We start from the raw sequence: 14,926 nt of genomic DNA on the forward strand, positions 1-14,926 counted from the left end.
TTGCTGAATGTTTGAAAAGAAATATGATGTTATAGTAGTTGGTGCGGGCCATGCTGGGAGTGAGGCTGCGGCTGCCGCTGCTAATATGGGTTCCAGCACACTTCTTATTACCATGAATTTGCAGAATATAGCTCAAATGAGTTGTAACCCTGCTATGGGCGGAATAGCTAAAGGTCAGATCGTTCGGGAAATTGATGCCATGGGCGGATATAGTGGTCTTGTTAGCGATTCCAGTGCTATCCAGTTTAAGATGCTGAATAAATCCAAGGGACCTGCCATGTGGAGTCCGCGTGTGCAAAGTGACCGTATGAGATTTGCTGAGGATTGGAGAATGCGTCTTGAGAAAACTCCGAATCTGGATTTTTACCAGGAAATGGTCGCGGGTCTAATTATTAAAAATGGCAAAATTAAAGGTGTCCGTACTTCGCTTGGTCTGGAGGTTTTAGCAGATACTGTAATTTGTACTAATGGTACATTTTTAAACGGACTTATACATATTGGTGATAAACAATTTGGTGGAGGAAGAGCCGGGGAAAGAGCAGCTACCGGGATTACAAAAGATCTTATTGAGGCTGGTTTTGAAGCCGGCAGAATGAAAACCGGAACTCCTCCCAGGGTTGATGGAAGGTCACTTGATTATTCCAAAATGATTGAGCAACCAGGAGATGAAAAGCCCGCTAAATTTTCCTTTTCTGATGAAACCAGGCCTTTAACTACACAACGATCCTGTTACATGACCTATACCTCAAATGAGGTTCATGAAATTTTAAAGGAAGGCTTTGACCGTTCTCCAATGTTCAATGGCAGAATTAAGAGTATTGGTCCGCGTTATTGCCCTTCGATCGAAGATAAAATTAATCGTTTTGCAGATAAGGATCGTCATCAGCTTTTTGTAGAACCTGAAGGTTGGAATACCGTTGAAGTTTACGTAAATGGTTTTTCAACTTCACTTCCTGAGGATATTCAATTTAAAGCTTTAAGATCGGTTGATGGTTTTGATAAAGTGAAATTTTTCAGACCTGGTTATGCCATTGAATATGATTATTTCCCTCCAACACAATTAAAGCATACGCTGGAGACAAAATTGGTAGAAGGTTTATATTTTGCTGGACAGATAAACGGGACTACCGGTTATGAAGAAGCCGCCTGTCAGGGATTAATGGCCGGTATAAACGCTGCTTTAAAAGTTCAGGTACGCGAAGAATTTATTCTAAAAAGAAACGAAGCTTATATAGGTGTTTTAATAGATGATCTTATTACAAAAGGAACACAGGAGCCATATCGAATGTTTACTTCGCGTGCTGAGTACAGAACTTTATTAAGGCAGGATAATGCTGATTTCAGGTTGACTGAAAAATCATTTAAGCTTGGTTTGGCTTCAGAAGAGCGCTTGCGAAAAATGGAAGAGAAGCGAGAAAAGGCCAATTCTTTTGTTGATTTTCTTAAAGATTTAAGCGTTGATCACAACGAAGCGAATGTGGTTTTAGAGGAAAAGAATTCTTCTCCCATGAAACAAAGTGATAAAGTTTTTAAGGTTTTTTCACGGCCGGAGATTAACATGGAAGATGTCAGGAGGTTTTCCGGAGTTGAGGAATATATCACCAGGAACGAACTCAATGAAGAGATGCTCGAACAAACAGAAATTCAAATAAAATATTCCGGGTATATTCAAAAAGAAAAGAATAATGCGGATAAACTAAATCGCCTTGAGGATATAAAAATCCCTCACAATTTTGATTATTCAAAAATCAAATCCATGTCATTTGAAGCACGGGAAAAACTTAAGAAGGTTCAGCCTACAAGTATTTCTCATGCATCACGAATTAGCGGGGTGAGTCCGAATGATATTTCCGTTTTACTTGTTTATATGGGTAGATAATATTTTATGTTCCACGTGGAACATCTGCATAGAACTTCAAGATTATTCTAAATTTGAAAAGTAAACCATCCGATAAAATTTATACCGACTTTCTCGTAAGCAATGAAGAATTCCGTTTAGAGCTATGGAAAAATGGAATTTTAAAAACCATTCCGGTACCTGAGAATTTAGGAGAATATTATAAAAGTGAAGATTATATTTCCCATACCGATAGGAAGGTAACTGTTCAGGAAAAAATATACCAGCTGATAAAAAGGTATATGCTGAATCAAAAAGCAGCCTGGATTGAAAAAGAAGTAAAAAAAGGAAAGCTTTTGGATTACGGATGCGGGACAGGAGATTTTGTCCAACACATGAATTCCCGCGGATGGAATAGTTTTGGAGTGGAACCCGATCATGATGCCAGGCAACTTGCTAAAGGAAAATCAGCGAATATTTTTTCTTCTGTGGAAGAAGTAAGGCAGGAAAAATTTTCAGTAATTACTCTCTGGCATGTTCTTGAACATGTTCCTGATTATTCTAAACTTCTTCAGGAGTTAATTCAAAAATTAGATAAGAATGGAATTTTAGTTATAGCTGTTCCTAACCATGAATCCTTCGACGCGAAGTACTACCAAAATTTCTGGGCGGCCTGGGATGTGCCAAGACATCTATGGCATTTTTCGCGAAGGGGAGTAAAAGAAGAAATCATTTCGCAATTCCCATTAAAGTTAGTGAAGGAAAAACCTCTCATTTTTGATTCGTTTTATGTAAGCTTATTAAGTGAAAAATATAAGGGAAATGGAACTTCATTTTTAAATGCAATTAAAATTGGCTTACAATCCAATTTAAAGGCAAAAACGACCGGAGAATATTCTTCCCTGGCCTATTTCTTTCAAAAATTGTAAAATACTTTATTTAAAGAGCTTTTTTGGACGCTTTAATAACTATTGCCCACATTGTTTTCCTAAGCACGAACGACTCTTAAATCGCCTTAAAATCGCTTATTTTTGATAAATTTAACGAATGGAATAATGATTTTGTATAAATCATGTCTATTTTAATGAAATGGCCATTAATTGAAAAAATACTTTTTATACATTTGCTTACTAAATATTAAAATTATGATCAAAAGATTTATTGGTATAGCTGCCATAGCTGTTTTAATGGTTTCATGTAATGAGCAAAAAACAGCCTATGTAGATACCACAAAACTTATTAAGGAATATAAAGAAATGGAGGATGTTCAGGCCACCTTTACGTCAAAAACTGATTCTTTGAGAAAACAACTTGATTCTGTAGGAAGAGCTTTTCAGCAGGAAGTGCAGGAATATCAGCAGGGAATGAAATCTATGTCTGAATCTGAACGTCAGCAAAAGGAGCAGGAATTAATGCGTAAGCAGCAAATGATTCAGCAGAGTCAGCAAATGCAAAGTAACCGTTTAAGGGAAGAAAGCAATGCTGTGATGGATTCCATGGTGAATAAAGTAAAAGGCTATGTAAAAGAATATGGCGAAAAGAACGGATATACCTATATTTTTGGCTCTAACGAAAGCGGAAATATTATGTATGGGAAAGAAGATCTTGATATTACCGATGAGATCCTTGAGAAATTAAACAAGGATTATGGAGGAGGTGCGGCCGAAGATACCAGCGCAACTGAATAACATATTTGTAATAAAATTTTATAGGGCCTCGATATTTCGAGGCCTTTTTTATTTTCAGCTTAGAAGAAAGACTCCAAAAACAGTAACTATAAAATAGCCGGTCAGGGTAAAAGCCCCCGCATAATCTTTTGCTATTCTCTGGCCAAAAAGCAGCATTAGTAAGGTTAAACTGGCAAGAATGCAGCTGTAGAGCCCAATATCTACCTGATTAAATGCCAGGATCCAAACGATCCCTGCAACTGCCAGAATTCCGCTTATAATTTCAAGTATCATTATTACACCCACCATTAGAGGTACGCTTCCAGACAGGAATGTGGATGAAAAATGCTCTGTAAGCCAGCCGAGGTTTCCTTTCCAGTCAATGGCTTTGTCCAGTCCTGATTGCAGAAAAACAATCGCTATAAATAGTAAAATGAGTATAGGAGTACTGTTTTCAATTATAGAGTCCATTTCAGGCAGCTTTATTATGTAAAAATCTTGTAAGTTTCATAGAAAGATCGGTTAAAATAATTTTCGCATTTCCGTTGCGTTCAATATGATAAATAGCTGTTTCCAGTGCTTCGGAAATTTCCATGATATTTCGGCCGTGTACAAAAGGCGCAAAATTTTCAAGCTTAAAATTTTTATTTCCGGGCTGCAGATAGACAAGGTTTTCAGCTTTATAGTTAATAAGCATTGCCTGCCTGAAAAAATCGAGACAATAAAGCAAAAAACTTTTTTGGGTTTCTCGGCCAAGTGCTGCGATTTCTTCGCTCCAGGCGGTTAGCTCAAGTACTGTAGCCTTATTTCCTTTTGCCTTAAAAGCAGTGCGCACCCAGCTTATAAACCAGCTTTCGAACTGATTATCACCAGAATCCTGCCTTAAAAGATGCAGCGCTTTGATAAAATTGCCGGTACTTAAATGAGCGATTTTTTTTGCTTCAGAGATATTGACCTGATATTTTTTCTGTAGCGCCGTAGAAATATCCGCTTCGCTTATTGGAGGAAAATACAGGCGTTGGCAGCGCGAGCGGATGGTTTGAATAATTTGCTCCTCGTCTTCAGTTATTAGAATGAACACGGTTTTATTTGGAGGTTCTTCAATCAACTTCAGCAGTTTATTCGCCGCCTGAGTATTCATTTTATCGGCCATCCAGATGATCATTACCTTAAAGCCTCCTTCATAAGCTTTTAACGAAAGAGATTTAACGATTTCCTGGGCTTCGTGGACACTAATCTGTCCCTGTTTGTTTTCTACTCCAAGTTTTTGATACCATTCAAAAAGATTGAAGTAAGGATTCATCATCAGGTTTTCTCGCCATTCCTCTAAAAAATGAGAGGAAACCGGATTCTTTTTAATTTTATTATTTGCCGCTACAGGAAATGCGAAATGAAGATCGGGATGTGAAAAATTTCTGAATTTTAAATTACAGGCCTCTGCACCTCCACTATTTTCCCCATTTTTATTGCGGCATAAAAGATATTGAGCATAGGCGATAGCCATAGGAAGCGCACCGCTGCCGGCACTTCCCGTAAACAATTGTGCATGAGGAACACGGCCACGGTCAGCCGTGGTTGTTAAATGGTTTTTTAGGTGTGGAAGACCTACTATATCATCAAAAAGCATAGGCAAATATAAAATTATATAGGCTTTATTGTATTTGGAAAAATTTATATTTGTAATAAAGCATTACTATGAAGACTATAGACGATTATAATTTTAAAAATAAACAGGCCTTAATCAGGGTAGATTTCAATGTACCTCTTAATGAAGATATGGAAGTCACCGATACCAATCGTATCGAAGCGGCTAAACCAAGCATTGAGAAAATTCTTAAAGATGGCGGAAGTGTTGTACTGATGTCTCACCTTGGAAGACCTAAAGGAAAAGAAAGCGAATTTTCACTTCAACATATCGTAGCAACAGTTTCTGAAGTTCTTGGCGTTCAGGTAAAATTTGTTGAAGACTGTATTGGTGAAGAAGTGGAAAAAGCTGCTGAAAACCTTAAGCCGGGCGAAGTGCTTCTACTTGAGAATTTGCGATTTCATCCAGAAGAAACAAAAGGCGATGAAGCCTTTGCCAAAAAACTGGCAAAACTTGGTGATATTTATGTGAATGATGCCTTCGGAACCGCCCACCGCGCCCATGCTTCCACAACAGTGGTCGCCAAATTCTTTAAAGATAAATGCTTCGGATACCTATTGGCCAAAGAGATTAAAAGCCTTGATAAAGTTCTGAATAGCAAGGAAAAACCCGTAACAGCGGTACTCGGAGGAGCCAAAGTTTCTTCCAAGATCACTGTAATCGAAAATATTCTGGATAAAATTGACCATCTTATTATAGGTGGAGGAATGACCTATACCTTTATTAAAGCCCAGGGCGGAAAAATTGGAAATTCCCTGGTGGAGGATGATAAACAGGAGCTTGCTCTTGATATTCTGAAAAAAGCGAAAGAAAAAGGAGTGGAAGTTCATCTTCCGGTTGATTCTGTAATTGCCGATAGTTTTTCTGAGCAGGCAAGTACCCAAACCGAAAATGTTGACAGTATTCCCGACGGCTGGATGGGATTGGATATTGGTCCCGAAACCCTGAGAAACTTTTCTGAAGTAATCAAAAAATCAAAAATTATTCTATGGAACGGTCCTATGGGGGTTTTTGAAATGGAAACCTTTGCCAACGGAACTATAAAATTAGGCGAGGCTATCGCCGAAGCTACTAAAAAAGGCGCTTTTTCCCTTGTAGGAGGAGGCGATTCCGTTGCTGCCGTGAAAAAATTCGGACTCGAAGACCAAATGAGCTATGTTTCTACCGGCGGGGGAGCAATGCTCGAAATGTTGGAAGGAAAAAGCCTTCCGGGCATTGAAGCTATTTTAAAATAATGGGGTACGAAATTTGCGGTTTTTACGTTTATTGTTTTAAATAGGATTTATGCTGAAACAAAGTCTATGTATCGTGTTTTTGCTGGCAGGGATCAGCATATTTGCACAGGAAAAGAAGAATAATGAAAGGCTTGAAAAAGCCAATTTCAGGGTTCAGATTTTCAAAAAAACCAATAATTCCGAAATCAAGCTCGCTAAACCAGATCCGGAATTCAGGGACAAACTGCCAATTTCTGCTCAAATTGGTGATTCCTCAAGGATAGTTTTAAAAGACCTTCCAAGAGCCGCTTCCATTGATTCTTTATGGAGAAAAGAATTAACAAATTCCGATCTTTTTGAAAGAATGCAGCGAAATATTCAGGATCAGGATTATGAAGAAGTTGTGTATGATGCGCTCCCTACCGATACCTTAAAGGCCCGCCTTGCCAAACTCAATGCCCGGACGCCTTTTAACATAGAATACAATCCTATTCTTGAAAGTGTTATCAAATCGTATTTAAAGCGGGACAAACAAAATCTCGAACGCCTGATGGCTTTGAGCACCTATTATTTTCCGCTTTTTGAACAGGAATTAGATAAATATGATATTCCACTTGAAATAAAATATCTCGCCATCATTGAATCTGCCCTTAATCCACGGGCTAAATCGCGTGTCGGTGCTACTGGACTATGGCAATTTATGTTCACCACCGGGAAAATGCATGGTCTTGACGTAAGTTCTTATGTAGACGAGCGTATGGATCCTGCACGAGCTACCGAAGCCGCCGCCGAATATCTGGCCAGTCTTTACAAGGTTTTTGGAGATTGGGATCTCGTACTGGCTTCGTATAATTCCGGACCGGGAAACGTCTCGAAAGCGATTCGCAGAAGTGGAGGCTCAACCGATTACTGGACTTTAAGAAGGTACCTTCCACGTGAAACAGCCGGCTATGTGCCTGCTTTTCTGGCAACTTTATATTTGTTTGAATATGCTCAAGAACACCATTTCCAACCTAAGAATCCCGATATTGTTTTCTTCGAAACCGATACCATTCAGGTAAAGCAGTTGCTCACTTTCGATCAGATTTCTAAAGTTACGGGAGTCGATAAAAGCATGCTTGAATTTCTTAACCCCAGTTACAAACTGGACATTATTCCTTATGTGGAAGATGAAAAGTATGTTGTGCGCCTTCCGAGACCTGCGACGGGAAAATTCGTGAACAATGAAGATGCGATCTATAATTTTGCCGAAAAAGATCTGGCGAATAGCGAAAAAGAGCTTCCAAAATATGTTGAAACCGAAGATAGAATTCGCTATCGGGTTAAACCAGGGGATTATTTAGGAAGAATAGCTGAACGCTATGGAGTAGGTGTTAGCAGTCTCCGAAATTGGAATAATCTTAGAAGTAATAATATAAGAGTGGGACAATATTTGACCATTTATCCTCGAAAACCGGTTACCGGTCAGGTTGCTTCAGGAAACCAGAAATCTTCTAACAAATCCGATCCAAAAACCTATACAGTAAAGCAGGGAGATTCACTTTGGAGCATTTCTCGTAAGTTTCCGGGCGTAACGGTACAAAATTTGCAGTCATGGAATGATGTGAATAGTAATAGTCTTAAACCCGGCATGAAACTGAAGGTTTCCCGTGGTTAAGATCTTTTCAAAACCAAAAAAATGAAACGTAGTCTGATCCTGCTAACCTGTATTCTTTTATTAATTTCCTGTAAAAACGACAAATCTCAACCCAATAAACGGATACTTTCAGATTCTTCCGGAAACATCAACCAGCTTACTGTAGTCATGGATAATAAGCTTTGGGAAGGAGAAGTGGGTGAAGCAATACGATCAAATTTCGCTTCCCCGGTTAATGGTCTTCCTCAGGATGAACCTTTGTTTACGCTGGATCAAATGCCACCAAAGTCTTTTACCGGTTTCGTAAGGAACAGCCGTATTTTTTTAAAAGTTGAAGAAAATAAACCAAAAGGGATCGATTTTATTTCTGATGAATTTGCTAAACCTCAAAAAGGAATTGTCTTTATGGGGCAGAATAATGAGGAGCTCGTTGATTTAATCAATGAAAAATCTGATTCAATCATTAATTTGTTGAAAAAAACCGAACTAAAGGAAAAACAGCGCCGAATTGGAAAATCCCTTAAAAAGGATGAAATTCTTGAGAAAAAATTCGGGCTTAAATTAAAATTCCCCACCGCCTATCGGTATGCCAAAGAAGACAGCAGTTTTGTTTGGATAAGAAAAGAAATTCCAAAAGGGAATATGGAAATTCTGGTATATGAAGTACCTATAGACCGGATTGAGAACGATTCCAGTGTCGTAGCGAATATTTCAAAAATTCGTGATTCTATAGGGAAAGCTGAAATTCCAGGCCCCGTGGAAGGTTCTTATATGATCACCGAAAAGGCCTATGCGCCATATTTATTCGAAACCAGCATAGACGGGCACTTTGCCTATGAAACACGAGGAACCTGGACGGTAGAAAATGCCTTTATGGGAGGTCCTTTTGTTAACTATGCAGTGAAAGATGAAAAGAATAATCGATTCTTAATTCTTGAAGGTTTTGTTTTTTCACCTTCCCGAGCAAAAAGGGATAATATTTTTGAATTAGATGCTATTTTACAGTCGGCAAAGCTGGAATAGAGCTTATATAAATAATAAATAAAAAACCCGGCTTTGGAAAAAGCCGGGTTTTTTATTTTGTAGCGAGCTTGCTTTATTTGTTTTCTTCCGGAACTTTCTTCCCTTCATCAGGAGTTGCTCCTTTATCGTCGTCTTTGGAAGCATCTTTAAATTCTTTAATTCCGCTACCAAGACCTCTCATTAATTCAGGAATTTTTCTTCCTCCAAAAAGCAACAGGATAACCACCACGATAAGGATAATCTGTGGAGCGCCTATTACCATTGGCAAAATAAATGCATTCATGTCTTTAAATTTAGTTTTACAAACTTAATAAGAATATGGCAATCTAAACGTTAAGAACACGATTATTTGGTTTTTGGTATTTATGCTATTTGAATCTCATGCTCATTTCAGGGAAAATATTTCCTATATCTTTGTAAAATCTAATTTCAGCTATGGCTAAAGACACCAAGGAAAAAAGAAAATTTGCCAAAAAACTGTTGCATAAATACAGGATGGTCGTCCTGAATGAAGATACCTTTGAAGAACGATTTTCCTTCCGCCTTACCAGGTTAAACGTCTTCGTGGCAGTTGGACTTTCGGCTATAATTCTCATTATTGGCACAACTATTTTGATCGCTTTTACTCCTTTAAGGGAATACATCCCGGGATATTCATCAGCAAAACTTAAAGAAGATGCTGCTAATCTTGCTTATAAAACCGATTCCCTTCAAACTGTTTTAAGGCTGAATGAACAATATCTAAATTCCATAAAAAGTGTGCTTACAGGGGAGTTTGATCAAACAAAACTGAACCGGGATTCGGTGTTAAATGCAACATCTGAAGAAGTGGAATATGGCAATCTGGCTCCATCAAGGGCAGATTCTCTTTTAAGATCGCAGGTAGCACAAGAGGATAAATACAATATTCTGCCCACCGCGACAGATAATCTCGATTTTTCCCTGTTTCCGCCAGTAAAAGGAAGTATTTCAGAACCATTTAATTTAAAAGACGGACATTATGCGGTTGATGTGGTCGTTCCAAAAAATGCTCCCGTTAAAGCCGTTGCCGACGGAAGGGTGATTTTTGCTGAATGGACTGCCGAAACCGGATATGTGATCATCGTAGAGCATAGTTACGGATTGATCTCGGTCTATAAACACAATTCTTCACTGACCAAAAGCCAGGGAGAAATGGTACGCGCAGGAGAAGTGATTGCCACCGCCGGTTCTACAGGTGAACTTTCTACGGGTCCCCATCTTCACTTTGAACTTTGGAATGAAGGTAATCCTGTAGATCCCACTCAATATATAGATTTCAAATAGCCCATGTCTTTAAAATCTTTTGCCGCACGAATTTTTGCCGCTTTTATCAGGAAAAAGATCGATTCCTGGGCATCAAATCCGTTTAAAACTCAGGAAAAAATTTTTCATCACCTTATTGAAAAAGGGAAAAAAACCAAATTTGGCAGGGAACATAATTTTGAATCTATTTCTACTCATGCCGATTTTGTTAAAAATGTTCCTATCAGGGATTATGAAGAGCTCAAGATTTATGTAGATGATATGGTCGCTGGTAAAGAAGATATTCTTTGGCCGGGAAAACCTCTGTATTACGCCAAAACTTCAGGAACTACCAGTGGTGCCAAGTATATTCCCATTACAAAAGAATCTATGCCCACACATATACACGCGGCGCGAAACGCTATTCTGTGCTATATAAATGATACTGGAAATTCCGATTTTGTAGATGGTAAAATGATCTTTTTACAGGGAAGTCCCGAGCTAGACGAGAAAAATGGTGTAAAACTCGGCCGACTTTCAGGAATTGTGGCTCATTACGTGCCCGGATATCTACAGAAAAACCGAATGCCCAGCTGGGAAACCAACAGCATTGAAGACTGGGAAACCAAGGTGGAAGCCATCGTAGATGAGACGCTGAAAGAAGATATGACCGTTATCAGTGGAATTCCTTCGTGGGTGCAAATGTATTTTGAAAGGCTGGTTGATCGCACGGGTAAGAAGGTGGGCGAAATTTTTCCTAATTTTTCTCTTTTCATCTATGGCGGTGTTAATTTCGAACCCTACCGCGCAAAATTTGAAAACCTGATTGGCCGAAAAGTAGATAGTATTGAATTATATCCCGCTTCTGAAGGTTTCTTTGCCTTTCAGGACAGGCAGGATGAAAAGGGAATGCTACTACAATTAGATTCGGGAATGTTCTACGAATTTGTAAAAGCCGACGAATTCTTTAATGAAAATCCAAAACGCTTGCTGTTGAATGAGGTTGAAATTTGGGTGAATTATGTCATGATAGTTTCCAGCACCGCAGGCCTGTGGGCCTATAATATTGGCGATACCATTCAGTTCACCTCGTTGAAACCTTTCAGAGTAATAGTCTCTGGCAGGATCAAACATTTTATTTCGGCTTTTGGTGAACATGTGATCGCGAAAGAAGTGGAGCAGGCGATGCAGGAAGCGGTTGCCGAAACCGGTGCTTCCATAAGCGAATTTACCGTTGCCCCACAGATTAATCCCGAAGGCGAGGAGCTCCCGTTTCACGAATGGTTTATTGAATTTGAAAAGGAACCGAAAGATTTAGATAAATTTGCAGAGATTATTGACAATTCACTGCAGCGGCAAAATTCCTATTATTTCGATCTGATTGAAGGCCATATTCTTCAGCGTTTAAAGATCACCAAAGTCGGGAAAAATGCATTTCAGGAGTATATGAAATCGATAGGAAAGCTCGGCGGCCAGAATAAACTTCCGCGTTTAGCGAATGACCGCAGCATCGCAGATAAATTAAAAGAAACTAAATAATATATGGCAATATCAAAATTACAGGGAAGAACAAGAGCTCAGGAAAGCTCTGGAGCTATTGAAAGGATGTATATTACCATGCGGCACCTTTTTAACCGCGGATTTTATAAACCCATGGGGGTATCTGGAGAAACCCTTCGGGAATCGCTTTTGACACTCCGCCCTGAAATTTACGGTTCTGTTGCCGATGATAAAGCCGAACTGGAAGGACTACTTTATGTAATTGACCGTTTGCCTCGCGGAATTGAAGAATGCCGATTTATCAATCTTACCAGTGATGAAGGCTACGGAAATTCGCATTTCAAACCCATAGTTCCTCCAAAAAGACGCCGTAACTGCTACCGCATTGACGATGAGCAGATGAATATTGAGATCACCCGCGGGCGTTCTGAAATTTATGATATTCTTACCCACCTCACTTTCATGTTCATTGAATCTGAAAAGATCATGAAGCGGGTGGTGATCGATGAAGATGGAAGTGTGACCCGCGATTGGCAAAAACTTGAAGCGGCCGTTTATCAAAAAGAAGAGCTCACTCAGGCGCAACGTGAAGTGGCTTTGACGCATACCGCGAGTATCCTCGGGAGGACTTTTCAGGAGCTCACGATGATCTATCCTAAATTTTCGACCAGTGAAAACCAGGATCGATTTCTAAAGCTTATATATTCCCTCGGTAAAATGGCCATTCAGGAGGCAGTAAAAAATGATAAAAGAATAATCACTTTCAGTCCGGTATTACGGGAAAGGCTGGGGCATCATATCCACGGTGAAATTTGGGCAAATCATATAAAAGCCCATTTGCAGAAAAAAGGACTGCTTAACCGTCCAATCCATGTGATCAGTGCCAATATGCACAGTGTAATGAACACGGTTTTTGCTCCCGTGGCCCTAAAGCAAGAATTGAAAAAGAAGGGTGAACTGGGTGTATATGAAGATTTGAGCAACAGTGCAAACGGCCCTTTGAGAAATAAAGTTACCAAAGCCGCTTTGGAACAGGGAATGTTCTTTATTGAAGACACGAGTGGAACCAATATCGATGTGCAGGTATTCGATACGGCAAAGCTTGAACAAGGTTTTAAAAATCAAAGTTTCAATTCTTTGGAAGATAAGGATAAACCCGTCATTATAGTGATGGATTACGCCTTTGGGGAACAGGCTTATGAAACCATGGATGAGCTGCTAAAGCCTTTCGCCTATGAAGAAAAGGAAATTAAGATCAACGTAAAATCCATTTCTATAATGGGAAAAGCCGGCATTTTGGAAGGTGGCAAGGGCGATATTATGATTCCCGACGCACATTTATTTGAAGGCACTGCCGATAATTACCCTTTTGATAATAAATTAAAGAAATCTGATCTTGAGGGTTATGGCATCAATGTGGTTGATGGCGCCATGATCACCGTATTGGGAACTTCCCTTCAGAATAAGGATATTTTAAGGTTTTTCCACGACTCGACCTGGAATGTTTGCGGCCTCGAGATGGAAGGAGCTCATTATCACAAAGCCATTCAGGCGGCTTCCAAATTGCGTGGCAGCATCAGCGAGCATGTGAAGGTGAGATATGCTTATTATGCTTCAGATAATCCGCTGGAAACCGGAAGCACCCTTGCATCCGGAGGTTTAGGAACCTCAGGTGTTAAGCCAACTTATCTTATCACTGAGAAAATCCTGGAACAGATTTTTAATTCTTAAAATTTCTAAATGAAGGTTGAAAAGACTCCACTAAAAGATTGTTATTTAATAAAACCCACCATTTTTGAAGACCAGCGGGGAATATTTCTGGAAACCTACCACCGTAAAAGGCTCGCCGAAACTACCGGAATAGATAATGAGTTTGTGCAGGATAACCAGTCAATCTCGAGATACGGTGTACTTCGCGGACTGCATTATCAAACCGGGGATTTTGCCCAGACTAAAATTGTCCGCGTAATTTACGGGAAAGTGGTCGATGTAGTGGTAGATCTGCGGCGGGATTCTCCCACTTTTAAAAAAACTTATTCTGCCATTCTTGATGACCAAAACCTCTACCAGCTTTTTGTGCCAAAAGGTTTTGCTCACGGATTCTTGACGCTTTCCGAAAAATCTGTTTTCGCTTACAAATGTGATCATTATTACCAACCCGGTTCAGAAGCGGGTATTATTTTTAATGATCCTGACCTGAATATTGACTGGAATTTTCCCGAAGCCGAAATGATCATTTCTGAAAAAGACCGCAAACAACCTACTTTAAAAGAAGTTTTTGGATGAAAAATATTTTGGTAACAGGAGCTTCCGGGCAGCTGGGGAAATGTTTTCAGAAGCATTCGAAAAAATATCCTCATTGGAATTTTCATTTTTTATTTTCTGCTCAGCTCGATATTACTTCTCAAGACAGCATTCAAAAAACATTTAAGGAAGGAAATTTTGATGTTTGCATCAACTGCGCAGCCTACACCAATGTGGAACAGGCCGAAAATGAACCCGAAAAAGCTTTTTTGATCAATGCCGAAGCCGTTAAAAATCTGGCTAAAATAACTTCAGAAAATAACTGCATCCTGATTCATTTTTCCACCGATTATGTTTTCAACGGAAATGCTGAAGCTCCTTATTCCGAAGAAGATGAAGTAGATCCCGTCAATGAATATGGGCGTTCTAAGCTGCAAGGTGAGCAGTTTATCCAGGAAATTGCTGATAAATATTACATTTTTCGAACTTCCTGGTTGTATTCTGAATTTGGCCATAATTTTTTTAATACCATCCTGAAAAAAGCCGGTGAAGGCGCAGAGCTCAATATCACCACTTCGCAGCGGGGAACTCCCACCAATGCTAATGATCTTGCAGAATATGTGCTGAAAATATTGAATTTTGAAAAGCAGGAATTCAATCTCTATCATTTTAGTAACGAGGGCGAAGCGACCTGGTATGATTTCGCAGAAGCCATCCTGGATTTTTCCGGGAACCGCGAAAAAGTCAAGCTGAATAAGACAGGATTTTATAAGACACTGGCGGAAAGACCATCCTACAGCGTGCTTTCCAAGAAAAAACTTAAGGACACCTTTCCTTTTGAAATTCCGGAATGGAAAACCTCTTTAAAAGATCTTTTAACTGAAAATTGATTACTTT

14 protein-coding genes are annotated in these 14,926 nt (G+C 39.3%); 11 read left to right on the plus strand and 3 right to left on the minus strand.

What is annotated here, in order from left to right:
- Positions 1 to 7: 7 nt before the first annotated feature.
- The 3 genes from mnmG to C7S20_RS05935 all read left to right on the plus strand — a co-directional run bounded on the left by mnmG (position 8) and on the right by C7S20_RS05935 (position 3,525).
- Positions 8 to 1,879: a tRNA uridine-5-carboxymethylaminomethyl(34) synthesis enzyme MnmG gene (mnmG, locus tag C7S20_RS05925; RefSeq protein ID WP_107011617.1), complete on the plus strand. Its 1,872-nt coding sequence runs from the start codon at positions 8 to 10 to the stop codon at positions 1,877 to 1,879.
- Positions 1,880 to 1,932: 53 nt separating this feature from the next.
- Complete coding sequence (locus C7S20_RS05930) at positions 1,933 to 2,766, plus strand: class I SAM-dependent methyltransferase (RefSeq protein WP_227009112.1); 834 nt, start codon at positions 1,933 to 1,935, stop codon at positions 2,764 to 2,766.
- A gap of 216 nt (positions 2,767 to 2,982) precedes the next feature.
- Entirely contained in the window at positions 2,983 to 3,525 is a 543-nt protein-coding gene (locus tag C7S20_RS05935) for an OmpH/Skp family outer membrane protein (protein ID WP_107011619.1), read from the plus strand.
- Between the two features lie 54 nt (positions 3,526 to 3,579).
- On the opposite strand, the gene C7S20_RS05940 is transcribed toward C7S20_RS05935, so the two are convergent.
- Both C7S20_RS05940 and C7S20_RS05945 read right to left on the minus strand, forming a co-directional pair.
- Positions 3,580 to 3,975, minus strand: a complete 396-nt coding sequence (locus C7S20_RS05940; RefSeq protein WP_107011620.1) for a DoxX family protein — start codon at positions 3,973 to 3,975, stop codon at positions 3,580 to 3,582.
- 1 nt (position 3,976) lies between these two features.
- Positions 3,977 to 5,131 carry a DNA polymerase III subunit gene (locus C7S20_RS05945; RefSeq protein WP_107011621.1) on the minus strand — a complete coding sequence of 385 codons (1,155 nt, stop codon included), beginning with the start codon at positions 5,129 to 5,131 and terminating at the stop codon, positions 3,977 to 3,979.
- Positions 5,132 to 5,199: 68 nt separating this feature from the next.
- Here C7S20_RS05945 and C7S20_RS05950 point away from each other — a divergent pair, with 68 nt between their 5' ends.
- Genes C7S20_RS05950 through C7S20_RS05960 form a run of 3 tightly spaced genes read left to right on the plus strand, consistent with a single transcriptional unit; the run spans position 5,200 to position 9,022 of the window.
- The gene (locus C7S20_RS05950) at positions 5,200 to 6,384 is read left to right on the plus strand and encodes a phosphoglycerate kinase (RefSeq protein ID WP_107011622.1); all 1,185 of its coding nucleotides are present in this window, start codon (positions 5,200 to 5,202) and stop codon (positions 6,382 to 6,384) included.
- Positions 6,385 to 6,433: 49 nt separating this feature from the next.
- Positions 6,434 to 8,020 (plus strand): LysM peptidoglycan-binding domain-containing protein, encoded by a 1,587-nt coding sequence (locus tag C7S20_RS05955; RefSeq protein ID WP_107011623.1) that lies wholly within the window; start codon positions 6,434 to 6,436, stop codon positions 8,018 to 8,020.
- 21 nt (positions 8,021 to 8,041) lie between these two features.
- The gene (locus C7S20_RS05960) at positions 8,042 to 9,022 is read left to right on the plus strand and encodes a DUF4837 family protein (RefSeq protein WP_107011624.1); all 981 of its coding nucleotides are present in this window, start codon (positions 8,042 to 8,044) and stop codon (positions 9,020 to 9,022) included.
- Between the two features lie 73 nt (positions 9,023 to 9,095).
- Here the strand turns inward: C7S20_RS05960 and tatA are convergent, their stop codons facing one another.
- A complete protein-coding gene (gene tatA / locus C7S20_RS05965) occupies positions 9,096 to 9,305 on the minus strand; it encodes a twin-arginine translocase TatA/TatE family subunit (protein WP_107011625.1) in 210 nt (69 codons plus the stop codon).
- Between the two features lie 152 nt (positions 9,306 to 9,457).
- Here tatA and C7S20_RS05970 point away from each other — a divergent pair, with 152 nt between their 5' ends.
- Genes C7S20_RS05970 through rfbD form a run of 5 tightly spaced genes read left to right on the plus strand, consistent with a single transcriptional unit; the run spans position 9,458 to position 14,919 of the window.
- Complete coding sequence (locus tag C7S20_RS05970) at positions 9,458 to 10,327, plus strand: M23 family metallopeptidase (protein WP_107011626.1); 870 nt, start codon at positions 9,458 to 9,460, stop codon at positions 10,325 to 10,327.
- 3 nt (positions 10,328 to 10,330) lie between these two features.
- The gene (locus tag C7S20_RS05975) at positions 10,331 to 11,824 is read left to right on the plus strand and encodes a GH3 auxin-responsive promoter family protein (protein ID WP_107011627.1); all 1,494 of its coding nucleotides are present in this window, start codon (positions 10,331 to 10,333) and stop codon (positions 11,822 to 11,824) included.
- 3 nt (positions 11,825 to 11,827) lie between these two features.
- Positions 11,828 to 13,516, plus strand: a complete 1,689-nt coding sequence (locus C7S20_RS05980; protein WP_107011628.1) for a DUF6909 family protein — start codon at positions 11,828 to 11,830, stop codon at positions 13,514 to 13,516.
- A gap of 9 nt (positions 13,517 to 13,525) precedes the next feature.
- Complete coding sequence (gene rfbC / locus C7S20_RS05985) at positions 13,526 to 14,071, plus strand: dTDP-4-dehydrorhamnose 3,5-epimerase (protein ID WP_107011629.1); 546 nt, start codon at positions 13,526 to 13,528, stop codon at positions 14,069 to 14,071.
- Positions 14,068 to 14,919 carry a dTDP-4-dehydrorhamnose reductase gene (rfbD, locus tag C7S20_RS05990; RefSeq protein WP_107011630.1) on the plus strand — a complete coding sequence of 284 codons (852 nt, stop codon included), beginning with the start codon at positions 14,068 to 14,070 and terminating at the stop codon, positions 14,917 to 14,919. Before rfbC ends, rfbD begins: the two co-directional genes overlap by 4 nt.
- Positions 14,920 to 14,926 lie beyond the last annotated feature (7 nt).

The organism is Christiangramia fulva, from assembly GCF_003024155.1.
Taxonomy (GTDB): Bacteria; Bacteroidota; Bacteroidia; order Flavobacteriales; family Flavobacteriaceae; genus Christiangramia; species Christiangramia fulva.